The 25,982-nt window shown below is 60.9% G+C and carries 26 protein-coding genes; 17 read left to right on the top strand and 9 right to left on the bottom strand.

What is annotated here, in order from left to right:
- Positions 1–14 precede the first annotated feature (14 nt).
- The 3 genes from METH_RS19440 to METH_RS19430 are packed head-to-tail and all read right to left on the bottom strand — an operon-like array spanning position 15 to position 3,576.
- Positions 15–1,484: a heme biosynthesis protein HemY gene (locus tag METH_RS19440; RefSeq protein ID WP_024092185.1), complete on the bottom strand. Its 1,470-nt coding sequence runs from the start codon at positions 1,482–1,484 to the stop codon at positions 15–17.
- Positions 1,485–1,494: 10 nt separating this feature from the next.
- Positions 1,495–2,814, bottom strand: coding sequence for a COG4223 family protein (locus tag METH_RS19435; protein ID WP_024092184.1), 1,320 nt, complete (start codon positions 2,812–2,814; stop codon positions 1,495–1,497).
- A 51-nt stretch (positions 2,815–2,865) separates the two neighbouring features.
- The gene (locus METH_RS19430; RefSeq protein ID WP_342667104.1) at positions 2,866–3,576 is read right to left on the bottom strand and encodes a uroporphyrinogen-III synthase; all 711 of its coding nucleotides are present in this window, start codon (positions 3,574–3,576) and stop codon (positions 2,866–2,868) included.
- A gap of 89 nt (positions 3,577–3,665) precedes the next feature.
- On the opposite strand from METH_RS19430, the gene tsaD reads away from it, so the two are divergent.
- From tsaD to METH_RS19400, 6 genes are all read left to right on the top strand, one after another.
- Positions 3,666–4,763 carry a tRNA (adenosine(37)-N6)-threonylcarbamoyltransferase complex transferase subunit TsaD gene (tsaD, locus tag METH_RS19425; protein ID WP_024092182.1) on the top strand — a complete coding sequence of 366 codons (1,098 nt, stop codon included), beginning with the start codon at positions 3,666–3,668 and terminating at the stop codon, positions 4,761–4,763.
- The gene (locus METH_RS19420; protein WP_024092181.1) at positions 4,760–5,722 is read left to right on the top strand and encodes an NAD(P)H-dependent glycerol-3-phosphate dehydrogenase; all 963 of its coding nucleotides are present in this window, start codon (positions 4,760–4,762) and stop codon (positions 5,720–5,722) included. Before tsaD ends, METH_RS19420 begins: the two co-directional genes overlap by 4 nt.
- Position 5,723: 1 nt before the next feature.
- On the top strand, positions 5,724–5,996 hold the full coding sequence (locus METH_RS19415) for a YciI family protein (protein ID WP_024092180.1): 273 nt from the start codon (positions 5,724–5,726) through the stop codon (positions 5,994–5,996).
- Positions 5,996–6,418: an EVE domain-containing protein gene (locus tag METH_RS19410; protein WP_024092179.1), complete on the top strand. Its 423-nt coding sequence runs from the start codon at positions 5,996–5,998 to the stop codon at positions 6,416–6,418. Before METH_RS19415 ends, METH_RS19410 begins: the two co-directional genes overlap by 1 nt.
- A 47-nt stretch (positions 6,419–6,465) precedes the next feature.
- Positions 6,466–6,861, top strand: coding sequence for a DUF1761 domain-containing protein (locus tag METH_RS19405; protein WP_024092178.1), 396 nt, complete (start codon positions 6,466–6,468; stop codon positions 6,859–6,861).
- Between the two features lie 269 nt (positions 6,862–7,130).
- The gene (locus tag METH_RS19400) at positions 7,131–7,523 is read left to right on the top strand and encodes a hypothetical protein (RefSeq protein WP_024092177.1); all 393 of its coding nucleotides are present in this window, start codon (positions 7,131–7,133) and stop codon (positions 7,521–7,523) included.
- Positions 7,524–7,747: 224 nt separating this feature from the next.
- Here the strand turns inward: METH_RS19400 and METH_RS25485 are convergent, their stop codons facing one another.
- The 4 genes from METH_RS25485 to METH_RS19380 form a co-directional block, all read right to left on the bottom strand.
- Positions 7,748–7,891 carry a transposase gene (locus METH_RS25485; protein WP_156927549.1) on the bottom strand — a complete coding sequence of 48 codons (144 nt, stop codon included), beginning with the start codon at positions 7,889–7,891 and terminating at the stop codon, positions 7,748–7,750.
- A 282-nt stretch (positions 7,892–8,173) separates the two neighbouring features.
- Positions 8,174–8,884: a PRC-barrel domain-containing protein gene (locus tag METH_RS19390; RefSeq protein WP_024092175.1), complete on the bottom strand. Its 711-nt coding sequence runs from the start codon at positions 8,882–8,884 to the stop codon at positions 8,174–8,176.
- A 223-nt stretch (positions 8,885–9,107) separates the two neighbouring features.
- Positions 9,108–10,496 carry an adenosylhomocysteinase gene (gene ahcY, locus METH_RS19385; RefSeq protein WP_024092174.1) on the bottom strand — a complete coding sequence of 463 codons (1,389 nt, stop codon included), beginning with the start codon at positions 10,494–10,496 and terminating at the stop codon, positions 9,108–9,110.
- Positions 10,497–10,646: 150 nt separating this feature from the next.
- On the bottom strand, positions 10,647–10,961 hold the full coding sequence (locus tag METH_RS19380; RefSeq protein WP_024092173.1) for a hypothetical protein: 315 nt from the start codon (positions 10,959–10,961) through the stop codon (positions 10,647–10,649).
- Positions 10,962–11,195: 234 nt separating this feature from the next.
- Between METH_RS19380 and METH_RS19375 the strand changes: the two genes are divergently transcribed.
- Positions 11,196–11,792 carry an HD domain-containing protein gene (locus METH_RS19375; RefSeq protein ID WP_024092172.1) on the top strand — a complete coding sequence of 199 codons (597 nt, stop codon included), beginning with the start codon at positions 11,196–11,198 and terminating at the stop codon, positions 11,790–11,792.
- A 3-nt stretch (positions 11,793–11,795) separates the two neighbouring features.
- Here the strand turns inward: METH_RS19375 and METH_RS19370 are convergent, their stop codons facing one another.
- Positions 11,796–12,350 (bottom strand): ActR/PrrA/RegA family redox response regulator transcription factor, encoded by a 555-nt coding sequence (locus METH_RS19370; RefSeq protein ID WP_024092171.1) that lies wholly within the window; start codon positions 12,348–12,350, stop codon positions 11,796–11,798.
- A gap of 80 nt (positions 12,351–12,430) precedes the next feature.
- Entirely contained in the window at positions 12,431–13,051 is a 621-nt protein-coding gene (locus tag METH_RS19365; protein ID WP_024092170.1) for an SCO family protein, read from the bottom strand.
- Between the two features lie 116 nt (positions 13,052–13,167).
- Between METH_RS19365 and regB the strand changes: the two genes are divergently transcribed.
- The 10 genes from regB (at position 13,168) to METH_RS19315 (ending at position 25,942) form a co-directional block, all read left to right on the top strand.
- Positions 13,168–14,562, top strand: a complete 1,395-nt coding sequence (regB, locus tag METH_RS19360; RefSeq protein WP_024092169.1) for a sensor histidine kinase RegB — start codon at positions 13,168–13,170, stop codon at positions 14,560–14,562.
- An 89-nt stretch (positions 14,563–14,651) separates the two neighbouring features.
- Entirely contained in the window at positions 14,652–16,199 is a 1,548-nt protein-coding gene (locus METH_RS19355) for a PAS-domain containing protein (protein ID WP_024092168.1), read from the top strand.
- Between the two features lie 49 nt (positions 16,200–16,248).
- A complete protein-coding gene (tsaE, locus tag METH_RS19350) occupies positions 16,249–16,725 on the top strand; it encodes a tRNA (adenosine(37)-N6)-threonylcarbamoyltransferase complex ATPase subunit type 1 TsaE (protein ID WP_024092167.1) in 477 nt (158 codons plus the stop codon).
- A complete protein-coding gene (locus METH_RS19345; protein ID WP_024092166.1) occupies positions 16,722–17,720 on the top strand; it encodes an aminoglycoside phosphotransferase family protein in 999 nt (332 codons plus the stop codon). Before tsaE ends, METH_RS19345 begins: the two co-directional genes overlap by 4 nt.
- Before the next feature lie 23 nt (positions 17,721–17,743).
- The gene (locus METH_RS19340) at positions 17,744–18,412 is read left to right on the top strand and encodes a nucleotidyltransferase family protein (RefSeq protein WP_044008760.1); all 669 of its coding nucleotides are present in this window, start codon (positions 17,744–17,746) and stop codon (positions 18,410–18,412) included.
- Entirely contained in the window at positions 18,402–21,335 is a 2,934-nt protein-coding gene (gene addB, locus METH_RS19335) for a double-strand break repair protein AddB (protein ID WP_024092164.1), read from the top strand. The genes METH_RS19340 and addB overlap by 11 nt, the downstream gene beginning before the upstream one ends.
- The gene (addA, locus tag METH_RS19330) at positions 21,332–24,685 is read left to right on the top strand and encodes a double-strand break repair helicase AddA (RefSeq protein ID WP_024092163.1); all 3,354 of its coding nucleotides are present in this window, start codon (positions 21,332–21,334) and stop codon (positions 24,683–24,685) included. Before addB ends, addA begins: the two co-directional genes overlap by 4 nt.
- A 62-nt stretch (positions 24,686–24,747) precedes the next feature.
- Positions 24,748–25,068 (top strand): thioredoxin, encoded by a 321-nt coding sequence (gene trxA / locus METH_RS19325; RefSeq protein WP_024092162.1) that lies wholly within the window; start codon positions 24,748–24,750, stop codon positions 25,066–25,068.
- Positions 25,069–25,226: 158 nt separating this feature from the next.
- Complete coding sequence (locus METH_RS19320) at positions 25,227–25,574, top strand: Lin0512 family protein (RefSeq protein WP_024092161.1); 348 nt, start codon at positions 25,227–25,229, stop codon at positions 25,572–25,574.
- On the top strand, positions 25,571–25,942 hold the full coding sequence (locus METH_RS19315) for a Lin0512 family protein (protein ID WP_024092160.1): 372 nt from the start codon (positions 25,571–25,573) through the stop codon (positions 25,940–25,942). The genes METH_RS19320 and METH_RS19315 overlap by 4 nt, the downstream gene beginning before the upstream one ends.
- Positions 25,943–25,982 lie beyond the last annotated feature (40 nt).

Here is a 25,982-nt window from a genome sequence, read left to right as displayed (position 1 = left end):
TTATCAAACCAGCGTCAGCTCGTCTCTTTGACCGGGTTCTGTGGAGCCTGCTCCTGATCAGGCTCCAGAATCTCAGCCTCTTCCACCGTTTCTGATGCCTTATCTTCCAGCGCACCAGTAATCAGCGGCAACATATGTGCTGCTGCAAGACTGGCCACTTCCGGAGTTTCCGGCCGTTTCCAGGACAGAGTGTCAAAACTGGCGCAATGCTCGCAAACCGGTGCCCATTCCGCGTGGATGTGATTGCAGCTGTCGCAGCCCCACTGCGGCCCGCGCGGGGCAGTCAAAGCCTTGGCCAGCCAGCCCTGAACAATCTTGTCACTGGCACCTTCGCCGCGCTCGATTGCAGCCATCAGCGTCAATCCGCGGGCGTCGGGCGCGCGGACGGCAAGGTCATTCAGCCACCGGCGGGCTTCAGGGAAGTCTTCGGCGACGATGTTAAGCTCAGCCATCACCAGCCGGGTCTCGTCATCCTGCGGTTTGAGGCGGGCCAACTGCTCAAAGCGCTTGACGCGCTCCGCGGCGCTTTCCTCCGGCTCAATTTCGGCAAAAGCATGGGCCAGATCCGGATGCGGCTGGCTCTCCCAGGTCTTCCTCAGCAGCCGGGCTGCGGGGCGTTTTTTGCCCTTGGAGATATAGGCACGGGCGGCCATAGCCGCGGCCGGCACAAGGTCAGGCGACAACCGGTTGGCCTCGATTGCCTGTTCCTGCTGCTCAACCGTTGCGCCTTCATCCAAGACTCCCTTGGAAGCCGAAAGCGCCAGCACCGCATCGCGGCGCTTGAAGACATCGCGCGGCAGGGTGCCAGTCTTGAGCTTTGTGGAGAGTGTCTTTCGGGCACCAGCCCAATCCTCGGCCTGCGCCTGCAGGCGCAACAAAGTGTCCTGCACTTCTTCATGTTTGGGACGCAGAGACAGCGCTTTCTCGGCCAGCTGTAGGGCTGTCTCTGTATCGCCTTCGGACAGTTTCTGCTTCATGATTCCACGCACACCGACAAAACGAGTGGGCTGGTTCGACAGCAGCCGCTTGTAGGCTTCAGCTGCCTTGCGGGTGTCGCCGCTCATCTCTGCAGCCTGTGCCACCAGCAGATCGGTCAGGTCCGGCTTTTGCAGGTATTTCTCGGCCCGCGCCGCCTTGGCCAGGGCCAAACGCCCCTCGCCGGAGGCCAGCGCCATCAGACCATCGGCCAGCGCTTGATAACCTTTGCGCTCGCGCCCCTTGTCCCAGTACCGCGACAAGGCGGTCTCATCGCCGTTCAAGAAGTGCAGCGTGGCAACCAGCAGCGACAGCAGCTTGAGGAACAGCCAGACACCAAAGACCAGCACACCCAGCGCAATGACCGACTGCAGCGCACCCAGAGTATATTCAGTGCCGGCAACGGTGATCTGCACCCCGCCGCCAGTGTCCATTAGCAGATCCGCGCCAAATGCCAGAAGCGCGACAATCGCGACGAAAACGAGGATCTTCAACAACGACCAGAGCATGGCGGCTTCCTTATTTGGCTTGCAGGCTTTGGGCCAGATCAGTGGCAGCATTCACCGCTGCCACCCGCTCACTTGCAGCGGCTTCCCAGCTGGACAGGGCAGTTCGGGCAGAAGCCGGCAGGGCAGATAACTCTGCCAGTGCGTCCTGCAGCTTGCCCGCTGCCACGGCCGCTTCGGCACGGGACAGAACTGCATCCGCGTCGTCCCCTTCGCGCGGGGTGACAGAGCGGGCACCCAGATGGCGGTTCACGTAATCAAGCAGGCCACTGCCTGGCTTTGTGTCCTCCCGGGCGGAGGCCAGTGCCTCGCGTGCTGCCGGAACAAATCTGTCCCGCAATGCAGATAGCGAAGCAACTCCGCTCTCTGCCGGTCCGGACAAGGCCTCCGGAACATCAACACCCAGACCCTCAAGCTCCTGAACGCTGGCGGCATAACTGTTTCCGTTATCCAAGGCCGAGCGCAGCTGCGCCAGTTGCGTCTGTGCGCTCGCAATCCGAGCGGCCTCGGCACTCGCTGCATCCATCGCCTGAGCGTCGGCCAGCATCTGTTCGACCTCCGAACGCTGCGCCGCAAGGCTGTCCCGCAGCTTGCCCAGCTCTGTTTCAAATGCAGTCACAGCTTCAGGAGAGGCACCTTCCGGCGGCCGGGTTTCCAACGCTGCAACACGGGCGGCCAATGCCTCCAGATCTTCACGTATCGCCGTATCCTGTGCCTGTGCCTGTGCGGATTTCAGCGGCTCTATGTCTGCGGCAAGGGCTTCGATCTGCGCAGCAAGGGGCGACAGGTCCGAGGGCTGGCTGGCCTCAACCTGCTGCTTCAATGCGGCCAGAGACACCCGCAGGTCCGACTGGCCGGCTTCCAGAGCCGTCAGGTCTGTGCCCTGATTTTGCAGCGAAGCCGGCAGAACGCTGTCAAGCCAGCTGCCCTGGCCGGCAATAAACCCAATGACCGCAGCCACGGCGCCGCCCAGCACGGCTGAACCGAAGCCGCCGCGCTTCTCCACCACCCGTTCGATTTCGCGGGGCGGCTCTGCGTGAGCACCTGGTTCCACCGGTTCAACGGCAGCATTCTCTTCCGCAGCCGCCTCCCAATCAGAAGTCTCGGTCTCGGTCTCGGTCTCGGTCTCGGTCTCGGTCTCGGTCTCGGTCTCGGTCTCGGTCTCGGTCTCGGTCTCGGAAACTGGCGACTCAACGTCCTTAGACCCGTCAACCGCCCCCGCGGCGCTATCGTCAGGCACATCCTGTTCATGCGCCTCCGCAGTGTTCTCAACCCGCTGGGTGTCACCGGGGCCAGGCTCAATCACGTCTTCCGGATTTTTCTTGTCAGCCACGCCGGCCACCCCCTCGATTCCTAAAATGCATTTCTGCGAACACGCCGGACCCTACTCTGCGCGCCCCTTGCCCTCAAGCCGCGACAGCTGTGCTGCGGCATCAAGAACCGCCTCCGCCATGGCTCCGGCACTTGGCTCCTTACTTACGCGCAACACCTTGCAATTCAAGCTTTTCAAAGGCTCAGCAACATCCCCGCTCAGCGCAATCAGATGCAAATACGCAGCATCCCTGCACAGACTGGCAAAATGACACGCTGTTCTGGGTGAGAAAAGCGGCACGATCACATCCATTTGCGCAGAAAGCACAGCTTGCGCCTCCTCTGACAACGGTAGAAGAACCTGATCGTACACAATTTGCGCACTGCAGGGGATACCGCCATCGGTAAGCCGTTGCGCAATCCCGCCCCGGGCATGGGCGCCCCGAAGATGCAACAGCGGTGCTTTCGGCGGCTTTTGCAGCAGCCTCCCGACCAATTCATCCGCGCATTGCCCAAGGCTGAGCACCTGCCAGCCGGCGTTCACCGCAGCCACGGCGGTGCGCTCGCCGACACAAAAAGCCGGCAGGCGGACTGCAGTTTCACGTGAAGCGGCTTCCACCCCGTTGGCCGAAGTGAATATCACGCCTTTCACGCCGTCCAGGCTGACCATTGCCTGTATCGGCCGGATCTGCATCAGCGGTGCATAGATCACTTGCAGCCCAGCACGTGCCCCTTGAGGCAGTCCGGCCACAAACCGCTCTGCCGCTGCCAGCGGGCGAGTCATCAGCAAAGGCACCATCAAGGGGCTCCCGGGATTGTTTGCAAGCCGCTTAGGTGGTAGCCCCGGCGGCAACGCGATGCAACGGTAAGGCCATGACAAAGACTCTGACCATTCTAGGCCTGGAGAGCAGCTGTGACGACACCGCCGCCGCCGTGGTTCGGCAACCGGAGGGCGCGCGGCCTGAAATTCTGTCATCAGTCGTGTTCGGCCAGACCGAGCTGCACAGCGCCTTTGGCGGCGTGGTGCCTGAGATCGCCGCCCGCGCCCATGCCGAGAAACTGGATATTTGCGTGCGTGATGCGCTGGCTGATTCTGGGCTGGCCTTGAAAGACATGGATGCAGTTGCGGTCACCGCAGGTCCCGGGCTGATCGGCGGGGTGATGTCAGGCGTCATGTGCGCCAAGGGGATTGCCGCCGCCACCGGCCTGCCGCTCGTGGGCGTGAACCACCTGGCCGGCCACGCGCTTACGCCGCGGCTGACCGACGGGACCGCCTACCCTTACCTGATGCTGCTGGTCTCTGGCGGTCACTGCCAATACTTGCTGGTGCGCGGACCTGAGGATTTCACCCGCCTCGGTGGTACCATCGACGACGCTCCGGGCGAAGCGTTTGACAAAACCGCCCGCCTTCTGGGCCTTCCGCAACCAGGCGGACCCGCGGTGCAGGCGGAGGCTGAAAGCGGCGATCCCGAGCGGTTCCGCTTTCCGCGGCCGCTGCTGGACCGGCCGGATTGCAACCTGTCATTCTCCGGCCTGAAGACCGCACTGATGCGGATGCGGGATCAGATCGCGGCAGAAAAAGGCGGCCTCACCCGCCAGGACCGCGCCGATCTCTGTGCCGGGTTCCAGGCCGCCGTGGTTGATACGCTGGCCGAGAAAACCCGCCGGGCAATCCGCTTGTATTTGGAGGAGCAGCCAGCCCGGCCAACTGTGGCTGTCGCCGGCGGGGTGGCGGCAAATACTGCTATTCGCACCGCGTTAGAGATTGTTTGTGCCGAGGCTGGAGCGGCTTTCACTGCCCCTCCGTTGCGGCTCTGCACAGATAATGCGGCGATGATCGCCTATGCCGGTCTGGAGCGTTTCAAGTCAGGCGCGCGCGATGAACTTGACCTGACCGCCCGCCCCCGCTGGCCGCTGGATCAAAGCAGCCCTGCGTTGATCGGATCGGGCCGCAAGGGGGCTAAAGCATGAGCATTTCGGTGTTGGGATCCGGCGCCTTTGGCACCGCTTTGGCCATTTCCCTGGCAGGCAACGGACCGGTGACCCTGTGGGCACGCAATGCCGTAAAGGCTCAGGCGATGCAGGACAGCCGCCGCAACGGGACCCGCCTGCCTGGTGTGGCGCTGCCGGACAACCTCTCCGTCACTGCGGATATTGCCGAAGCCTGCGATTCCCGCGTGCTGCTGTTGGCTGTTCCCATGCAAACGCTGCGTCGCGCGCTGCAAGAGCATAAGGATCACTTGGCCGGAAAGACGCTTGTTGCCTGCTGCAAGGGCATCGAACTGGACACCGGCCTAGGACCCATTGCCGTCATTCAGGAGGTCCTCCCCCAAGCCGCTGCGGCATTGCTGACAGGACCGAGCTTTGCTGCGGACATAGCCCGCGGCCTGCCGACCGCCCTGACCTTGGCCTGCGGCGAGGCGGATCGGGGCAAGGAGCTTCAGGAACAACTAACGACAGCCAACCTGCGCCTTTACCGCACCACGGACACCATCGGAGCCGAGATTGGCGGCGCTTTGAAGAACGTGATGGCGATCGCCTGCGGCGCGGTGATCGGCGCCGGACTGGGTGACAGTGCCCGCGCGGCACTGATGACCCGAGGCTATGCCGAAATGCAGCGGATGGCGCTGGCCTGCGGTGCAAAAGCAGAGACGTTGGCCGGGCTGTCCGGCTTTGGTGATCTGGCGCTGACCTGCAGTTCCGACCTATCCCGCAACTACCGTCTTGGGCTTTCCATCGGTCGGGGGGAAGAGTTTGATTCCAGCATCACGGTGGAAGGCGCGGCCACAGCGCGGGCCGTCGCAGAACAGTCCCGAAGGATGAATTTGGACATGCCGGTCACAATCACGGTAACCAATTTGCTCGATCAGCGCTTGACGATTGGCGAAGCGGCGGCACATTTGCTTAAAAGGCCGTTAAAAGAGGAATAAAATGCTCATCGCATTAATCGCCCGCGACAAACCAGATCACCTGCAAACCCGCCTCGATAACCGGGACGCGCATTTGGCTTATATCAACGACACCGGCGCCGTGGCACAGGCGGGTCCGCTGCTGGATCAGGATGGCAATATGGCCGGTTCCCTGGTTATCCTGGACGTCGAAGACATGGCAGCCGGCGAAGCCTGGGCAGAAAATGATCCCTACAACAAGGCGGGCCTGTTTGAAGCTGTCGAATTGATCACTTGGAAGAAGGTCATCGGCTGATGCGTTACTGGCTGTTCAAATCCGAACCCTCGACTTGGAGCTGGGACGACCAGCAGGCCAAGGGCGAAGCAGGCGAGGAATGGGACGGCGTGCGCAATTACCAGGCGCGCAACTTCATGCGCGACATGAAGATCGGCGACCGCGGCTTCTTCTATCATTCGCAGAAGGAAAAATCGGTGGTCGGCATCGTCGAGGTCTGCGCCGAGGCGCATCCGGACAGCACCAGCGAGGACGACCGCTGGGAATGCGTCGACATCAAGGCGGTGCGCAGCTTCGTGACCCCCGTCAGTCTGGACCAGATCAAAGCGGACCCGCAGCTGGAGGAGATGGTGCTGGTCAGGAATTCCCGCCTCTCGGTGCAGCCGGTGAGCGAACTGGAGTGGACCGCCATCTGCGCGCTGGGGCAGACAGATCCCGGCTGAGCTGCCATTCTGCTCCCTTAGCAGCTGTAAGCAGTGAGGAGAGCAGCATGGAATTTCTGAGTGTGGTCGTGGCGGCTGCGGCGGCTTTTGCGCTGGGGGCCGGGTATTACAGCGCCCTCGCCAAACCGTGGACTGAAGCTGCCGGTGTCGAATGTAATAAAGACGGTAAGCCGAAAGGCGGTCAAAGCCCGGCGATCTTTGCGTTGGCTTTTGTGCTGCAACTGATCGTTGTTGGCATGATGCGCCATGTTTTCACTCTGTCCGGCGTTGAGACCCTTGGCGCGGGCCTGGTTGGCGGCGCCGGCATCGGCTTGTTTTTCATCAGCCCTTGGATTGCGTTGAACAACATGTATGGAATGCGGCCAATGAAGCTGACGCTGATTGATGGCGGCTATGCGACACTGGCTTGCGCAGTTTCTGGCCTGGTGCTGAGCCTGTTCTGAATTGAAAAAGGGAAGGACCTGAGGACAATCAGGACCTTCCCTTCCACCCCGCGTGCTCCACTATCCACCACACGCGTTTGAAAATCTGGTACCTGGCCGTCCTGGCCGGTATCTTAGGTGTAGGCTGCACTGGGATGATTCCGCAAAGCATTTACTCAGACAATGCAAGCTAATTTAAAAGCACCCGCGCTCGGGTGATGCGGTCTTAGATAGCAAATGCTCCAAACTACCGACTGGATTGACGGCTTCGTGCCGGTTCCAATATCGGCATGACGGAATCGTTGATCATCCAAACGCTGACACAGAAACGCACCGAGAAACTTGCCCGGAGCAAGGCGCATGAGGCGCAGATCGCACAAGCCAAGCATAATCTTGCCCATTTCAATGCGACGATGGAAGCGTTCGCCGCTCCAGAACGGCAGCGGGCCCGCTACTTGGTCAGCCACGGGTTCTTCAAGAAGGGTGAAATCGCCGAAATTTGCGCCCGCCATCTCGATGTTTATGGGGAGTTGGCGGAGCGTATCATGGCCGAACGCGGACACGACAACTCTGACAACGCGTTGCGCAACTCAGTGGTGTTCAAGGTGGTTCAGCCGTTGCGGCACGCCCAACGCCAAAAACTTGCCTGCATTGCGAGGAAACGCGTGGGCATCTGTGTCTGAGCTGCGGGCGACGCCCTCACGCTGCGCGTCGTTGCCATTACCCCTTCCACGCCCTGCTGAATGGCGTGGCAAGCACCCTGCCGATCAGGCGATCTGATAGGCGGCCATTGCTTTGCGCCCGTTGATCCTCAAGCCACGCGGCATGGGCAGCATAAGTGCCGGGATACCTTTTCTCCACTTTTCAGCCGGTCATCCGTCTAAGCAGCTATCATCCGTGTAAGCAGCTAGAAGACGCTCTCGGCAGGATTGATATGAGTTCCATTCAAACTGTATCCCTTTGAATGAATAATTCTTTGTAAGTCGAAGTCCGCCTCCATAAGGTCCCAATGGGCAGCCTCATCGGCCGGGATGACGGAGCCGGGAGCAATCCTCCCCTACGAGAAATCCACGCCTTGGACTTCTTTCAGGAAGGGTCGAGTCACTGTCCGGCCGCCGCGCTTGAGAAGCACGACCCCGACGCGGCGCTTTCCGCTGCGATTAGGTTCCTCATTCACTTCCAAATCAAGCCTTGGTTCATTTGCTACCTAAGACCGGGATGATCGCCAATTTATCCTTATACGTGTCTCCGTTCACGACCGGCTTCAGCGGCACAGAACCTGATCTCGGCTGCGGGAAGGGGCGCCTCACCAAGAGACGCCCCCACAGTTTCTTTACATGTAGTCACCGAGAACGACTTCGCTCTTCACCGGTTCAATTGCGCTTTCGTCAATTTCCGGCATCGCTTTCAACTGTGCTTCGGACTGCGCGGTCAGCCGCAGCTGGCCGTTTTTGGTCACCTCGAAATCGGACAGGGGAATAGCAACCGAATGTTCCCCCAAGCCAAGAAATCCGCCGACTCCGACCACGCCGGAAAGCTTGTTGTCGTGAACGACCACATAGTCGATTTCACCAACGTCAGCGTCAGATGCGCTCAGCACATTCTTGCCGACAAGATCGCCAACGGTCATGGCGCGCAGCTTCATTTCACCTTCGGCTGCGGGAAGCGACGGAGAGTTGGTTGATTCTGCGGTCTCGCTGATATTCGTGCCAGCGACCGGCTCAGTGCCTTCGCCCCCGTCACGCGACGGCGACTGATCAACCCCGGCGGATGCGCCAGCGGGATCACCATCGCTGGTTTCCGTGACAGTCTCGGCGTCGCCCACCTCTTCAAGGACGGTGCCGTCCCCTTCGTTTCCGCGGGACGGAGACGTATCGACACCGGCAGATGCGCCAACAGAACTGTCGTCATTGGCCGCAATGACCATCTCCGCTTCAACGCCTGAAGAAACACCGCTGCCGGCCGCGTGCCCGGCGCCTGCAATGAGCGCAGCAGCAGCGGCGGTCAACATCATACGGGCGCTCGACTTCATTTCGGTCTTCATGGGAATATCTCCTCAGCATTAAGTTGTTGATGCTGGAACAACGCAGCCTTCCCGAAATCCGTTCCGTCACAAACGAGATTTCTCGAAACATTCACGTGTATAAATTTGATCGTCTGACAGTTCTCCTGACGCTTGGAAGGCCGGGTCCCTGTGCAGGCAAACCTGAAATGGAAAAAGGCCCCGCCATTTGGCGAGGCCGTTCAATCTAATGCGGTAACCGGATTTAGTAGCGGTAGTGTTCCGGCTTGAACGGGCCTTCCGGCTTAACGCCGATATAGGCGGCCTGCTCAGCGCTCAGCTCCGTCAGCTTGACACCGATGCGGCCCAGGTGCAGGCGGGCGACTTTCTCGTCCAGATGCTTGGGCAGGATGTAGACGTCATTGTTGTAGTGATCACCCCGGGTCCACAGTTCGATCTGGGCCAGCACCTGGTTGGTGAAGGAGGCCGACATCACAAACGATGGGTGGCCGGTGGCGTTGCCGAGGTTCAACAGGCGGCCTTCGGACAGCAGAATCATGCGGTTGCCCGAAGGCATCTCGATCATGTCCACCTGTTCTTTGATGTTGGTCCACTTGTGGTTCTTCAGCGCAGCAACCTGGATCTCGTTGTCGAAGTGGCCGATGTTACCAACGATGGCCATGTCCTTCATCTCGCGCATATGCTCGATGCGGATCACGTCCTTGTTGCCGGTGGTGGTTATGAAAATGTCAGCGGAGGAAACTTCGTCCTCCAAGAGCACCACTTCAAAGCCGTCCATGGCGGCCTGCAGAGCGCAAATGGGATCAGCCTCGGTGACCTTCACCCGGGCGCCGGCACCACGCAGGGAGGCGGCAGAGCCTTTGCCAACATCGCCGTAACCGCAGACCACGGCCACCTTGCCGGCCATCATTGTGTCGGTGGCGCGGCGGATGCCGTCGACCAGAGATTCCTTGCAGCCGTATTTGTTGTCGAACTTCGACTTGGTGACCGAGTCGTTGACGTTGATCGCCGGGAACGGCAGCTGGCCGTTCTTTTGCAGATCATACAGGCGATGCACGCCGGTGGTGGTTTCCTCGGAGACGCCCACGATCGCATCACGGGTCTTGGTGAACCAGCCGGGCGAGGCTTCCATGCGCTTCTGGATCTGCGCCTTGATAACGGCTTCTTCCTCGGACTGCGGCACCGGAATGATGTCCTCGCCGGCCTCAGCGCGCGCACCCAGCAGCACATAGAGGGTGGCATCGCCACCATCGTCGAGGATCAGGTTCGGACCTTCCGGGAACATGAAGGATTTATCGAGGTAATCCCAATGTTCCTCAAGGCTTTGGCCCTTGATGGCAAAGACCGGGATACCGGCCTCGGCAATCGCGGCGGCGGCATGATCCTGGGTCGAAAAAATGTTGCAGGAGGCCCAGCGCACATCGGCGCCCAGCGCCACCAGCGTTTCGATCAGCACTGCGGTCTGGATGGTCATATGCAGCGAGCCGACAATACGCGCGCCTTTTAGCGGTTTGCTTTCGCCGTATTCCGCGCGCAGAGACATCAGCCCCGGCATTTCGGTTTCGGCGATATCCAGCTCTTTGCGGCCGAATTCGGCCAGAGCGATGTCCTTGACGATATAATCCCCGGCCATAGTCAGCTCCATTCCGGTTACGAGTACAGTTGCAGCAGGGCCTAGCACTGCAATTGTTGATATTCAACGAAGATAGCCGTGGCCGGAGCCTGTGGCTCTGGCTTTTCAGGGTGGAGCAGGCTGTGGGGGGAGCCCGTCAGACGGCCAATGTCAGCTTGGCGTGCCTGGGTCCGGCACATTTTCCGAAATGTGGAAGAATGAGGAGCCGGTTGCAACAACGCAGCTGACCCCATTCGCATGTGTGACCAGAACCGTAAAAGTTCCGGTTTCATCCGACGACCAGACCTCGATCACAGTGGCCTCGGGACGGCTTTTCTGCAATCCGCCGGCGGTCAGCCGTTCAGAGTATCCGCTAGCCAGCTTCTGGGTCATGACCTCGCGGTCGCCACAACTGGCTGCCAATGCCGGCGGCGCCGTCGCCGCCATGCCGAAAAGCAGAGAAATACCAAGGAGACGCTTAAACATGACAAACTCCTTTCCATTGCGTGTCACGTCAGGAAAAGGGGTTGCCCCAGAGAGGGGGCGGTGCCCCTTGTCTTCCTATAATATTGGGCCGCGCGGTGCCCGTTTCAAATTCACAAGGCATAAACACTCCGTTTTTGCTTGTGTTCAGACATCCGGCAGCCAAACCCGGCCAGCATTGCCCGGTTGCCGCACAGCGGGTAGTCAAAGGGGAGAGTGCAGCGACAGGAAAGCCCTATGCCCGCCAAACCCGCCCGAGCCTGGCAGCGTATGCTGTCCGGCCGCCGCCTTGATCTGCTGGACCCCACACCGGTGGATATCGAAATTGAAGACATCGCCCATGGACTGGCATTCGTTGCCCGCTGGAATGGTCAGACAATGGGCGACTTTGCCTATTCCGTGGCCGAGCATTCGCTGCTGGTCGAGGACCTTTTCACCCGGATGAACCCCAAGGCGCCGGTGAAATGGCGGCTGGCGGCGCTGCTGCATGATGCGCCTGAATACGTGATCGGAGATATGATTTCTCCAGTCAAAGCTGCGGTGGGGCCAGGGTATGGCGAACTGGACTCGCGGCTGACGGCCGCGATTCACCTGCGGTTTGGTCTGCCCGCTGCTCTGCCCAAGACTGTCAAGGCGCACATCAAACGGGCAGACAAGATCAGCGCCTGGATGGAAGCGGTGCAGATCGCCGGGTTTTCAGAGACAGAGGCCAGCAGCTTCTTTGGGCGTCCGAAGCCAGAAGTCACCGACGGTCTGAACATTGTGCTGCGGCCGCCGCTGGAAACCCGCATGGCGTTTCTGGGCCGCCATACGGAATTGATGGGTCAGCTTTAAGGCTCAGCGCGGGCTGCGCTTGGCCAGGATCCGCTGCAGGGTGCGGCGGTGCATGTTCAACCGCCTTGCAGTTTCCGAAACATTGCGGTCGCACAGTTCATAAATCCGCTGGATATGCTCCCAGCGCACCCGGTCGGCGCTCATCGGGTTTTCCGGCGGCGGCGGCAGCACATCCTCGTTGGCCAGCAATGCGTTCATAATATCGGTGGCATCGGCCGGCTTGGACAGATAATCCGTCGCGCCGATTTTGACCGCCGCAACCGCCGTGGCAATTGCGCCATAGCCGGTCAGAACTACAATCCGGCTGTCCGGCCGCTTCTCCCGCAGCACCTCGACTACATCCAGACCATTGCCGTCTTCCAGCCGCAGGTCAACAACCGCAAAGGCCGGCGGGCGCGCCGTTGCAATGGCACTGCCTGCGGCAACCGACCCTGCGGTCTCCACCGTGAAGCCGCGTTTTTCCATTGCCTTGGCCAGACGCCGCAGAAACGGCTCGTCGTCATCGACCAGCAGCAGTGTCTTGTCGGGTCCAATGTCCTGCAGAGCAGTTTCGGCCATGCCCGGTCCTCCGCGAAGTTATTATCTGTTCGCGCAAGAATATGTCCGGGCAGGGGAAAAGGTCAAACAGCTATCCTGCCTCAGATTTTTTCGATGAAACAGGCGGTCTTGTCGGCCATCTGCTGTGCCGATTCATCGCGGCGGAAGAATTCCACAAAGCCGTCCTCCGGCAGTACAAGATAGGAGAAGGTCGAATGGTCGACGAGGTAGTAATCCTCGTCTCCTTCGTTCTTCTTGAAGTAGGTCTTGTAGGCCTTGCTGGCAGCTTTCACCTGATCCAAGGACCCGGTCAGCCCGATCATCTTTTCATGCAGATTTTCAGCGAAATCGCCAACCGCTTCAGGGGTATCGCGGTCCGGGTCGATTGAAATAAACACCGGCGTCACACTGATGCCGCGCTCTGCCAGCACATCTACCGCATCCGCGTTGCGGGCCGAATCCATCGGGCAGACATCCGGACAGAAGGTGTAACCGAAGTAAACAATAGACGGTTCGGTGATCACATCCTTGTCGGTGACCGTCTCGCCCTTGGCATTGACCAGTTCGAATGCCCCGCCGATGGTATCGGTGCCGCCGGCAATCTGGCTGCTGCGGCACTGTGCGAATTTGTCGCCGCTGCCGCCCCCGCGGGTCATAAACCAGGCACCGCCCACAAGGGCAGCAACAAAAGCAGCAGCAAGAAGAGCATAGGCGCGGGTCATGAGATCACACTTTTCGTCAGGGAAGGGTTGTTGATCGTTTGCGGTGCCAGACCTATCAAGAATTACAGCCGATGCAACTGGCGCACGGCGTCACATCTGCGGGAGCAATGAACCTTATGAGCGATCGCATCTTCAAGCTGATGAAGGGCCAGGAACACAGCCATTGGATCCGCCTGCGGACCCTGATCCTGCTGCGCTGGGTGGCCATTGCCGGGCAAATCACCGCCATTGCCGTGGCGCAGCACCGATTTAACCTGCAGTTGGAGCTGGGTCTTTGTTACTTGGCCATCGGCATTTCAGCCGCCGGCAATCTGATCGCCATCTTCGCTTTCCCGGAAAACAAACGCCTGACCGAGTTCGAGAACTTTCTGATGGTGCTGTTCGATCTGCTGCAGCTGGCTTTCCTCGTGTATCTGACCGGCGGGCTGAACAACCCGTTTGCCTTGCTGGTGCTGGGGCCGGTGACCATTTCCGCCGCCGTCATGGGGCTGCGCTCCACGCTGATCATTGGCGCCACCGCTGTCATTCTCGTTACCCTGATGGCGGAGTTCCACCTGCCGCTGCGCACTGAACAAGGTTTTATCCTGCGCATTCCCGATGTGTTCATCTTCGGCAATTGGATCGCCATCGTGATCGCCATTCTGTTCATCGGCGCCTATTCCTTCCGGGTCAGCAACGAAATGCGCTCTATGTCGGATGCGCTGAGCGCTACCCAGCTGGCGCTGTCGCGCGAGCAAAAGCTGACCGATCTGGGCGGCGTGGTGGCGGCGGCGGCGCATGAGCTGGGCACACCGCTCGCCACTATCAAACTCGCTAGTGCCGAGCTGATCGAGGAGTTGGACGACCGCCCCGAACTGCGCGAAGATGCCGCGCTGATACGGGACCAAGCCGACCGCTGCCGCGATATCCTGCGCAGCATGGGCCGGGCCGGAAATGACGATTTGCATTTACGGCAAGCGCCCTTTTCAACCCTGGTTACCGAAGCCGCAGAGCCGCATATGAACCGCGGAAAATCCGTCATCTACCATGAGGAACCGCTGGAGGGAGGTGACTTCCAGCAGCCGACGGTGATGCGCAAGCCCGAGATCATCCACGGGCTGCGCAATCTGGTGCAGAATGCAGTGGATTTCTCCCACTCCACAGTCTGGATCGATGCCGCTTGGAACCACGACTGGATCATTCTGAGGATCTGCGATGATGGCCAAGGATTCCCTCCGCATCTGCTGGGTCGAATCGGCGATCCGTTTGTGCGCCGCCGCCGGGGCGAAAGCGAGCTGAAGCAGCGGCCCGAATACGAAGGCATGGGCTTGGGTCTGTTTATTGCCAAGACGCTGCTGCAGCGCACCGGCGCACAGCTGAGATTCGCTAATGGCGCGGACCCCTTCCAGACCCTCAGCCCCTACCGAGAACGGCGCGGCGCCGTGGTCGAAGTCGCATGGCCGCGACGAAAAATCGACGCCATGGCGGACGGCGGCCCTGTCATTGGGAAAAATAAACCTTTAGAAATTTAATTATTCACTTTTGGGCAACCAATTAAACTTCACTTAACTATTATTAGGGAACCATGCGGGTAAACGAGAGCTGAACTGGGCAGGACGACATGCAGGACTTCGCTTCGATCGAATGGTTTGTACTGGCAGCGCTTTGCGCTGCAACCGCGGCTGCGGCGGTCTGGTGGCTGTCACCCGATCCGCGCCGCAATGGCATGGAACATGATCTGCTGGCCGGCGACGGCCGCACTGATGCCGTGTTCCTGTTTGACGAGAACAGCTTGATCGGCTGGTCTTCGGGCGCACGCAAATTCATTGGAGACCAAGCGGAGAACTTTGACTGGGGCATGCTGCGCGACCAGTTGGCCCGCAACTACCCGGGCCTGCCGCAATCTCCGAGTTTCCTCAAGGATGTCGGTCCGCTGGTGCTTTCAGGCACCGCCTCCGCCGAAAGCCGCGAGGCGCATTGCGAATGGATCGACGGGGTCACCCGCGTGCAGCTGCGCCGCAGCACCCTGGAAGAGCAGAACAAATCCCTCGACCAGGAGCTGACTACCCTGCGCGCCGCCGTGCATCAGGCGCCCTACCCGGTCTGGCTGCAATCAGAGGAAGGCAACGTTACTTGGTCCAACCTTGCTTATGACGACCTTAGCCAGAAGATCCGCGGCCGCAATGCTGATTTTGCCGAGCCTCTATTCACTGACCTCCACGATCCGATGACCAGCGGCAAGCCGGAACGGATCTATATTCCGCTGCCGGAAAGCAAAAAGAAGCTGTGGTATAACGTTTCCACCACAGAAACCGAGGCCGGCTGGCTGTGCCATGCGGTGGATGTAAACGCCGTGGTCGATGCCGAAGTTGCCCAGAGAAATTTTGTGCAGACCCTGGCCAAGACATTTGCCCAGCTGTCGATTGGCCTGGCGATCTTTGACCGCAACCGCCAGCTGGTGTTGTTCAACCCCGTGCTGATCGACCTCACCGCCCTGCCCGCCAATTTCCTCAGCTCGCGGCCCAACCTGCTGACCTTCTTTGACCGGCTGCGCGACCAGCGGATGATGCCGGAACCCAAAAGCTACTCCAGCTGGCGTCACCAGATGGCCGACCTGCTGGAGGCCGCTGCCGAAGGCCGCTATCAGGAAACCTGGTCGCTGCCGTCGGGGTCCGTCTACAAGGTTTCGGGCCGGCCGCACCCGGATGGCGCCATTGCCTTCCTGTTCGAAGACATCACTGCCGAGGTCACTCTCACCCGCCAGTTCCGCTCGGAGCTTGAGATGGGCCAGTCGATCATGGACCAGATGGACGAGGCGATTGCAGTCTTTGCCAGCGATGGCAGCATGACCTTCTCCAACAGTGCCTATGGCAGCCTCTGGCAGATGGATCCGGAGGCCAGCTTTGCGAAAGTGTCGATCATGGATGCCAACCGGGTCTGGCAGGACACCTGCGCGCCGACCCCGGTTTGGGGCGAGATCCGCGATTTTGTCGCCGGCGGCGATGGGCGCGAACCCTGGTGGTCGCGTGTACAATTGCGTGACGGCACGCGCATGATCTGCAAAGTTTCCGCGATCCAGAACGGCGCCACGATGGTCAGTTTCCGGGCACCGGAAACCGTCGCCTTGCCGGAAAGCCAGCAGCGCTTCCCCGCTATCAGCCAGGCCTGAGCCCGGAAACCGGCTTGCAGCAGACCGGCGGCGGCGCCATTCTAGCGCCATGACAACAGATACCGCGTCCTGCACGCTGAACTCACCGGACGATACGGCCCGATTGGCCGCACAGATCGCCGGGGCCCTGCGCCCCGGCGATTGCCTGTTGCTGGAGGGGGTAATCGGCGCCGGCAAAACCCATTTCGCCCGCCATTTGATTCAGTCTCTGATGCAGTGTCCAGAAGACGTCCCCTCGCCCACTTTCACACTGGTGCAAACATATGACGTGCCCGCCGGCGAGCTGTGGCACACTGACCTCTACCGGCTGTCCTCCCTGGACGAGATGGAAGAGCTGGGACTGACTGACGCTTTTGAGACCGCCATCTGCCTGGTGGAATGGCCCGACCGGCTGGCGGAGCTGACACCGCCTCATGCCCTGCGCCTCACGCTGGCGCTGGACCCGGAACACGAAGACCGCCGCCATCTGACGCTCAGCTGGAGCGATGCGAAATGGCAGCCCCTGATGGAGCGCATCTGCGCATGACTGACCGAAATTCCCGATGCCAGGCGTTTCTAGCGGCAACGTCTTATGCCGGATGGCTGCGCGGTCCGTTGGCCGGCGATGCATCAAACCGGCGCTATGAACGGCTGACCGCCGGTGATGGCAAAACCATTGTGATGATGGACGCACCGCCGGAAAAGGGCGAGGATGTCCGCCCTTTCATCCGTATTGCCAATTATCTGCGTCACCAGGGCCTCAGCGCCCCGGAGATTCTGGCGCAGGATGTTGAGAATGGCTTTCTGCTGCTGGAAGACCTGGGCGATGATCTTTTTGCCCGTGCCATCCTGCGGCAACCGTCGCTGGAGCAGGAACTTTATGAGGCGGCCACTGAGGCCCTGGTTTTTTTGCACCAGGCCCCGATGCCGGATCTGGAACCATATGGCCCGAGAATTATGGCGGAAATGGCCGGCCTGGCAATGCTGAAATACCGGGACGGCATCCTCGGCGGCCATGACCCGGATCTGCAAACCCGGTTCGAGGATCAGTTCGAAGACATCCTGCGTGAATCTGTCAAAGGCGATCCTGTTCTGGTACAGCGTGACTATCACGCCGAAAACTTGCTGTGGTTGCCGGACCGCGAAGGAGTGGCGCGCGTAGGTCTGCTGGATTTCCAGGACGCCCGCGCCGGCCACTGCGCGTACGACCTGGTGTCGCTGCTGCAGGATGCCCGCCGCGACGTGCCGCCCGCCGTCGAAATGCAAATGGTCAGCCGCTATATCTCTGCCGCCGGGGTGGATGAATCCGGCTTCCGCACCGCCTATACTGTACTGGGCGTGCAGCGGAATCTGCGTATCCTTGGCGTATTTGCCCGGCTCAGCCTGGAATACGGAAAACCCCATTACGTGGACCTGATCCCGCGGGTTTGGGATCATTTCATCCGCGGGCTGGAGCACCCTGCGCTGGCCCCAGTTGCGGGGCTGCTGCGTGAAAACCTGCCCCCCCCGTCTCCGGAAAACCTGGACAAGCTGAGGCCCTGATGCAGCGCTCCCCCGATGCCGTCATGCTGTTTGCCGCCGGGTTCGGCACCCGTATGCGGGAACTTACCCTAGACAAGCCGAAACCGATGATCGAAGTTTCGGGCCGGCCGCTTATCGCCCATGCGCTGGAATTGGCCCAAACCATCCGGCCGGCCCGGATCGTGGCAAATCTGCATTACAAGCCAGAGCCGCTAAAAGCTCTATTAGAGCCTGAAAAGGTACTCATCAGTCTCGAAACGCCCGAGATTCTCGACACCGGCGGCGGGCTGCGCCAGGCTTTACCACTGCTGGGGGACGGGCCGGTTTTCACTATGAACACTGACGCAATATGGAAGGGTCCGAACCCGCTGAAATTGGCGCAGGATGCTTGGGATCCTGATCGGATGGACGCGCTGCTGGTCTGCGTGCCGCTGGAGCATGCGGTGGGCCGCACAGGCGGCGGGGATTTCGCGGCCGATGCTGAAGGCCGCATCAACCGCGGCGGAAACCTGGTCTTTGGCGGAGTACAAATCATCAAAACTGACGGTTTGCATCAGGTAGACGAGCAAGTGTTCTCGCTGAATCTCCTATGGAACCAGATGGCCGCACGCGGCCGGCTGTTTGCCATGGAATATCCCGGCCGCTGGTGCGATGTGGGCCATCCTGAGGGAATCACACTGGCCGAGGATCTGATAGCCGCAGATGATGTTTGAACCTACTTCCAAACCGCGCGTCTTCGCTCTTCCCTGTGGTGTCGACTTCCCGCGTGCTCTGACCGATGGGATGCGCGTCCGCAGTCAGAACCAGCCGCCCGAGGCGCTGGCGAGGGCTGAACTGATCGTCAACACCTCCCGTATGGCGCGGCGTGTCCGCACCCTGTTTGACACTGGCCCCGCCATGCTGCTGCCGCGTATGCTGTTGCTGACCGATCTGGCACAGCGCGCCACGCTGGACGGGCTGCCGCCCGCTTTGCCCCCGCTGCGGCGGCGGCTGGAATTATCACAGCTGATCGCAAAACTATTGGATGCACAGCCCGATCTCGCCTCCAGGGCGTCGCTGTATGACTTGTCCGACAGCCTGGCCGCGCTGATTGACGAGATGCAGGGCGAAGGTGTCAGCACCGATGCGATCCGCGATCTGGATGTTTCCGACATGTCCGGTCACTGGGCCCGCGCGCAGGCCTTTATCGGGATCGCCGACCAGTTCACCGGTCTGCACGAGGGTGCAATAGATTCCCAGGCGCGGCAGCGGCAGGTGGTGCTGAACCTCATAGACCAATGGCAGGAGAACCCACCGCAGCATCCAGTGATCCTGGCCGGCTCCACCGGCTCGCGCGGGACAACGCTGATGCTGATGCAGGCCATCGCCCGGCTGCCGCAAGGCGCGGTGGTGCTGCCCGGCTTCGATTTTGATCAGCCTGAAATCGTCTGGGCCGGGCTGGATGATCCGATGATCTCGGAAGATCACCCGCAATACCGGTTCCACAGGCTGCTGAAGGATCTCGAGCTCTCACCCAGCGATGTTCAGTGCTGGACGGAGACCCAGCCCGCAGCCCCCGCCCGTAACCGGTTGGTGTCGTTGGCCCTGCGCCCTGCCCCGGTAACCGATGCCTGGATGAGCGAAGGCCCGCATCTGACAGGTTTGGACACAGCCACGGAAAACGTGACCCTGGTCGAGGCCCCCACCCCCCGCGCCGAAGCGCTCGCCATTGCACTGCGTCTGCGCCAGGCCGCAGAGGACGGGCAGACCGCCGCGCTGATCACCCCGGACCGGATGCTGACCCGCCAGGTCTCAGCTGCTCTGGACCGCTGGGAGATCCTGCCGGACGATTCCGCCGGCCAGCCCTTGCAGCTGTCACCTCCGGGCCGCTTCCTGCGCCATGTGGCAGGGCTGTTCTGCAAACCGCTGGCCTGCGACAGTCTGCTGACGCTGCTGAAGCACCCGCTGACCCACGATGGTGCGGACCGCGGCAGCCACCTTCGCCAGACCCGCGAGCTGGAGCTTTCCCTGCGCCGCAACGGCCCGCCGTTCCCAGATGCTGCAGCCTTTGCAGGGTTTGAAAACGGCCGGGAGCTGACACCCGGGTGGGTGGAATGGCTGACCGCCTGTTTCGCGGATAAGGAAATCACCGGCACCCTGCCTTTGGTAGACTGGGTTCAGCGCCTGCGGGAACTGGCCCAACACATCGCTGCAGGCAGCCAGGCAGATGGCTCGGGCACCCTCTGGGACAAGAAGGCCGGGCAGGCCGCGCTTGCCTGCATCGAAAACCTCGAGGCTGAATCCCCCTATGGCGGCGACATGTCCGCGCGCGATTTTGCCGATCTCCTGGGCGCACTGCTGAGCCAGGGCGAGGTACGCGACCGCGATGCGCCTTATGGCTCAATAATGATATGGGGCACGCTGGAAGCCCGGGTGCAGGGCGCCGATCTGGTGATCCTCGGCGGTCTGAATGAAGGCAGCTGGCCGGAGGCCGCCAGCCCCGATCCCTGGCTGAACCGACAGTTGCGCAACCAGGCCGGCCTGTTGCTGCCTGAACGCCGCATCGGCCTGTCAGCGCATGATTTCCAGCAGGCTATCGCCGCACCCGAGGTCTGGCTGACCCGCGCCGAACGGTCAGAGGAAGCCGACACTGTGCCCTCACGCTGGCTGAACCGGCTGACCAACCTGTTGTCCGGCCTGCCCGATCAGGGAGGCCGTGAAGCGCTGGACGCGATGCGTGCCAAAGGCCGCCAGTGGCTCGGCTGGGCGGATGCGCTGGAGGAGCCGGCCCCTGCCCCGCAGATGCCGCGTCCTTCACCGCGTCCGCCGGTTTCCGCGCGGCCGCGGCGCCTGACGATTACGGAGATTCCCCGGCTGATCCGCGACCCCTATGCGATATATGCCAAGCATGTTCTGCGGCTGAAGCCCCTGACCCCTTTGGTTCAAGAACCGGACGCGCTGCTGCGCGGCATTGTGGTGCATGAGGTGTTTGAACGGTTCATCAAGGAATCCCAAACAGATCCTTCCCTGCTAACCGCCGGTCACCTGATCGACAAAACCCGCGAATTGCTGGAAAGCCACGTCCCCTGGCCAGTCGCGCGCATTCTGTGGCACAGCCGCATCCGCCGGATCGCCAGTGATTTTGTGCTGGCAGAGCAGGAACGCCAGTCGCGAGCTAAACCGGTCGCTTTTGAAGCCAAAGGCAGCGCGCGGCTGGAGCCGCTGGATTTCACCATCGCCTGCCGCGCCGACCGTATCGACATGGACGACCGCGGTTTTCTGCATCTGTATGACTACAAAACCGGTGCCCCCCCCAGCGAAGCACAGCAGAAGAAGTTCGAAAAACAATTGCTGATCGAGGCCGCCATGGCCGAGCAAGGCGCCTTTGACGGCCTGGGCCCGGCAGAAGTGGCCCGCGCCCTGTTCATCGGGCTGGGGTCCAGCATGAAGGAAGTACGTGCACCGCTGGAAGCGGAACCTCCGGCCAAGATCTGGGACGAGCTGCACACTCTGATCGGGGCCTATTTCGAGCCTGAACAAGGCTATTCGAGCCGCCGCATGGTGTATCGTGACGATATCGCCGGCGACTATGACCACCTTGCGCGCTATGGTGAATGGGACCGCAGCGCCACACCGCAGCCGGAGGATCTGTCATGACCATCCGTGATGCCGCCTCCGAGGCGCAATTCCGTGCCGCCCGGCCTGATGCCTCTACATGGCTGGCCGCCAATGCCGGGTCAGGCAAGACCAAAGTGCTGACTGACCGGGTTGCGCGGCTGTTGCTGAAAGGCGTGCAGCCGCAGCACATCCTGTGCCTGACCTACACCAAGGCCGCCGCCAGCGAGATGCAGAACCGGCTGTTCAAGCGGCTGGGCGAATGGGCGATGCTGGGAGATCCAGTGCTGATCACTGCCTTGACCGAACTGGGAGAGCTCAGCACCGGACCCAACGACCTGGCTCAGGCCAGAACCCTGTTTGCCCGCGCGATTGAAACGCCGGGCGGGTTGAAAATCCAGACCATTCACTCCTTCTGTTCGTCGCTGCTGCGCCGTTTCCCGCTGGAGGCCGGCGTCAGCCCGCAGTTTTCCGAAATGGATGACCGCGCAGGCCAGATGCTGCGCGCTGAAATCATGGAAGACTTTGCCCAAGGCACCGAGGCACCGCTTGTGGAGGCCTTGGCACGCCATGTCAGCGACAGCGATTTCGAAACCCTGACAGCAGCCGTGTGTCAGCGCCGCGCCGATTTCTCCAGGCCGCTGGAATGGAACAGCTTACTGGACCTGTTTGAGCTCCCGCCAGATTTTGATGAAACCGCGCTGGAAGCCCTGGTGTTTTTGGGCGGCGAGGAAGAGCTGCTGCAGCGCACCCGCGATATGCTCGGGCAGGGCGGCAGCACCGATCAGAAAGCCGCGGATAAGCTCGCCGGCATCACCAAACCCACACGCGCCGACCTTGGCACACTGGAGAACGTTTTCCTGACTGGTCCCGGGGCCAAGGAACCTTTTACGGCGAAACTGGACAAGTTCCCAACCAAAAAGCTGCGCGAATCGCATCTTTCGCTGATGGATCAGCTGGAGCCGCTGATGCGGCGGGTCGAGGATGCGCGCACCAAGCGCATCGCCCTAACCGCTGCCCGGAAAAGCCACGATCTGCACCGTTTTGCTGCCGCCTTCCTGCCCGAGTATGAGCGCCGCAAGCAGTTGCGCGGCTGGCTCGATTTCGACGACCTGATCCTGAAGGCCCGGCAACTGCTGAATGATCCCGGCGTTGCGGCCTGGGTGCTGTACCGGCTGGACGGCGGCATCGACCACATCCTGGTGGACGAAGCGCAGGATACCAGCCCGGTGCAATGGGACGTGATCGAGAAGCTGGCGCAGGAATTCACTGCCGGCGAGGGCGCGCGCTCGGATGTCGAACGCACGATATTCGTGGTCGGCGACAAGAAGCAGTCGATCTATTCCTTCCAAGGCGCCGATCCGGATGCCTTTGACCGGATGCAGCTGGAATTCGGGAACAGGCTGTCGGAAACCGGGGCAGGACTGCAAGATGCCTCGCTCGATTTCTCCTTCCGCTCCTCTGCCGCGATCCTGAAACTGGTGGACTTGGTGTTCCGCGACAGCCCCCGCGCTGGTTTTCGAAAAGACGCGCTGCACCGCGCTTTCAAGTCCGATCTGCCGGGCCGGGTAGACCTTTGGCCGGTGGTCGGGAAGGTCGAGGATGACGAGGATCCCGATTGGACCAGCCCCGTCGACCGGCCCAGCAGCCGGCATCACACAGTGATCCTGGCCGAACGCATTGCCCAATCGATCAAGGGAATGATCGAGACCGGCACCACCATCCCAGAGGACGGCTCTGAGCGCGGCACCTTCCAGCGCCGCCCGGTGCAGGCCGGTGATTTCCTGATCCTGGTGCAGCGCCGGTCCGATCTGTTCTCGGAGATCATACGTGCCTGCAAAAAGGCAGAACTGCCGATCGCCGGCGCCGACCGCCTGAAGGTGGGCGCCGAACTGGCGGTCAAGGACATCGCAGCACTGTTGCGGTTCCTGGCCTTGCCGGAAGACTCTTTGTCACTGGCGGAGGCTCTGAAATCACCACTGTTCGGCTGGAGCGAGCAAGCGCTGTTCGATCTGGCGCACCGGCGGGAGGCGATGTACCTGTGGCCGGCATTGCGCGACCGGGCAGGGGCGTTTCCCGAAACCATGGCCGTGCTGAATGATCTGCGCGCCAATGCCGACTTCCTGCGCCCCTATGACCTGATTGAGCGCATTCTGACCCGTCACGGCGGCCGTCAGAAACTGCTGGGCAGGCTGGGACCGGAAGCTGAGGACGGTGTCAACGCGCTGCTGTCGCAGGCACTGGCCTATGAACGCACTGATGTGCCCAGCCTCACCGGGTTTCTGGTCTGGATGCAGACCGATGATCTGGAGATCAAACGCCAGATGGGTGCAGCAGGCAATATGATCCGGGTGATGTCGGTGCATGGCTCGAAAGGTCTGGAGGCCCCGATCGTGATCCTTCCGGACACCGCCAAGCGCCAGGCGCCGCGCGATGCCGAAATCATGCTGGCAGATGGCACTCCGGTCTGGAAACTGCCCAAGGACCAGATGCCAGCCGCGATGCTGTCTGCCCGAGAAGCCGCGCAGGAGAAACTGCAAAATGAACGGCTGCGCCTTTTGTATGTGGCTCTAACCCGAGCGGAAAAATGGTTAATCGTCGCCGCAGCCGGCGACGTCGGTGAGATGAACGACAGCTGGTACCGTATGGCGGAACGCGCCTTGCGGGACGGCGGGGCGGTGGAGCTTGATATCGAAGGCGGCACCGGTCTTCGCCTGCAGCACGGTGATTGGGACGGGCTTCCTCTGGTTGAAAAGCCTGGTCAAAGCGTTGAGAAACACATTCTGCCGGAGGTGTTTACCCGTCCGGCAGGACCTTATGCTGCGCCGGCGCCGGCGCTCAGCCCATCGGATCTGGGCGGACCCAAGGCCTTGCCAGGGGATCAGGGTCTGGACGAGGAGGCGGCCAAGGCGCGCGGCTCCCGGCTGCACCTGCTGTTGGAGCATCTGCCCGGCCGCCCCCAGGAGGAATGGCCCCTATTGGCTCAAAATCTATTGCTGAATGCAAATGACAGCGCGGAGCTGCTGGTTGAGGCCTCGGGCGTACTTCAGAACGCTGCCCTCTCTCATATTTTCCAGACAGACACATTGGCGGAGGTCCCCGTTACCGCTGATTTGTACGGATCGCGCTTGCATGGCATCATAGACCGGCTGGTTGTAACACCGGAAAAAGTCCTGGCGGTGGATTTTAAATCCAACGTGACTGTACCCGAAACACCCCAGCAATGCCCGGAAGGCCTGCTGCGGCAGATGGGGGCCTATGCCCATGCGCTGGCACAGATTTATCCGGACCGCGCCATCGAAACCGCATTGCTTTGGACCCGCAATGCCACCCTAATGCCGCTGCCGCAAAAGCTTGTGGCAAAGGCACTGCAGCGTCGGATGGAACCTTGACGATCGGTTAAGCCGTACCTAGGTTCCAACTCCAGTTGCCACACACTCATGGAGACATGCATATGTCCACCGTAGCCGTCACCGACGCCACTTTTGACGCAGAAGTCAAGAACTCCGATATCCCCGTTGTGGTGGATTTCTGGGCTGAGTGGTGCGGTCCCTGTAAGCAGATCGGTCCCGCTCTGGAAGAGCTGGCCGCGGAATTCGGCGGCAAGGTGAAAATTGCCAAGGTCGATGTTGACAACAACCCGAATGCGGCCGCCGCCATGGGCGTGCGCGGTATTCCGGCGCTGTTTATTTTCAAGGACGGCCAAGTGGTTTCGAACCGTGCCGGCGCCGCTCCCAAAGCAGCGCTGCAAAGCTGGATCGAAGAGTCGATCTGACTTTGATTCCTGTTGCGGATTTCAAAGGGCTGTCCCCGCGGGGACAGCCCTTTTTCTTTTGCCCGCAAACGCTGGTGCGCCTGCGGACGGCAAACTGGCTCTTTCCTTTGCGCCCATTGCCTGCAACCGTCCCGCCCAGAACAGGTACAGGAGGCACTATGGCCAAGACACGGGTATTGGTGGAATTCGGCATGGGCACATCGCTCCGGCGTGAAGATTACACCGAAGCCGCCCGCCGCGCGATCAAGGACGCGCTGTGGCACAATTCCGTAAACATGTCGGAACTATTTGATTTTCATAAAGAAGATATGATTATCGACGCTGAGATCGGGGTTCAGAAGCCCGAATCCGTGGACAAGAATGCGCTGTTGGAGATTTTCCCTTACGGCCAGCCCAGCATCCGTGTTGTGGAAGGGGGGCTCAATATCGACAAGCCCCACAGCGGGTGCACGGTGATCGCCAATGCGGCCGTAGTTGTGTCCTTTGACATGGAGGCGGCAGAATGAATGAAAAACGCATCATCCTGGAAATGGGCACCGGCAATGACCTGTATGGCCAAAACTATACAAAAGCAGCCCGCCGTGCAGTGCAGGACGCATTGCACCATTCGTCGATCACTCTGTTTTCCAAGCTCGGGATTGATCACAGAGAAATGCGGGTGGACGTGACGGTTGCCGTGCAGCAACCGGAAGCAGTGGATTGCGATCTAGTGGCCCAGGATTTGCCGCGGGGCCGGGCCAGCGTGCGAGCAGTGAAAGGCGGGCTGGACGTAGAGGATGCAGAAGCCGGAACGCGCCATGTGGTCGCCACCGCTGCAATTGAGGCCTGGCTTCCGGATCAGGCTGGCAAGTATAAAACCAGCGTCCGGAAATGAACAAAGCCGCCCGATTGCGGGCGGCTCATTCAAAACTGTG

The sequence above is a fragment of the Leisingera methylohalidivorans DSM 14336 genome, from assembly GCF_000511355.1.
Taxonomy (GTDB): Bacteria; Pseudomonadota; Alphaproteobacteria; order Rhodobacterales; family Rhodobacteraceae; genus Leisingera; species Leisingera methylohalidivorans.
The sequence above is the reverse complement of the archived record's forward strand: the minus strand, read 5'-3'. Positions and strand labels throughout refer to the sequence as shown.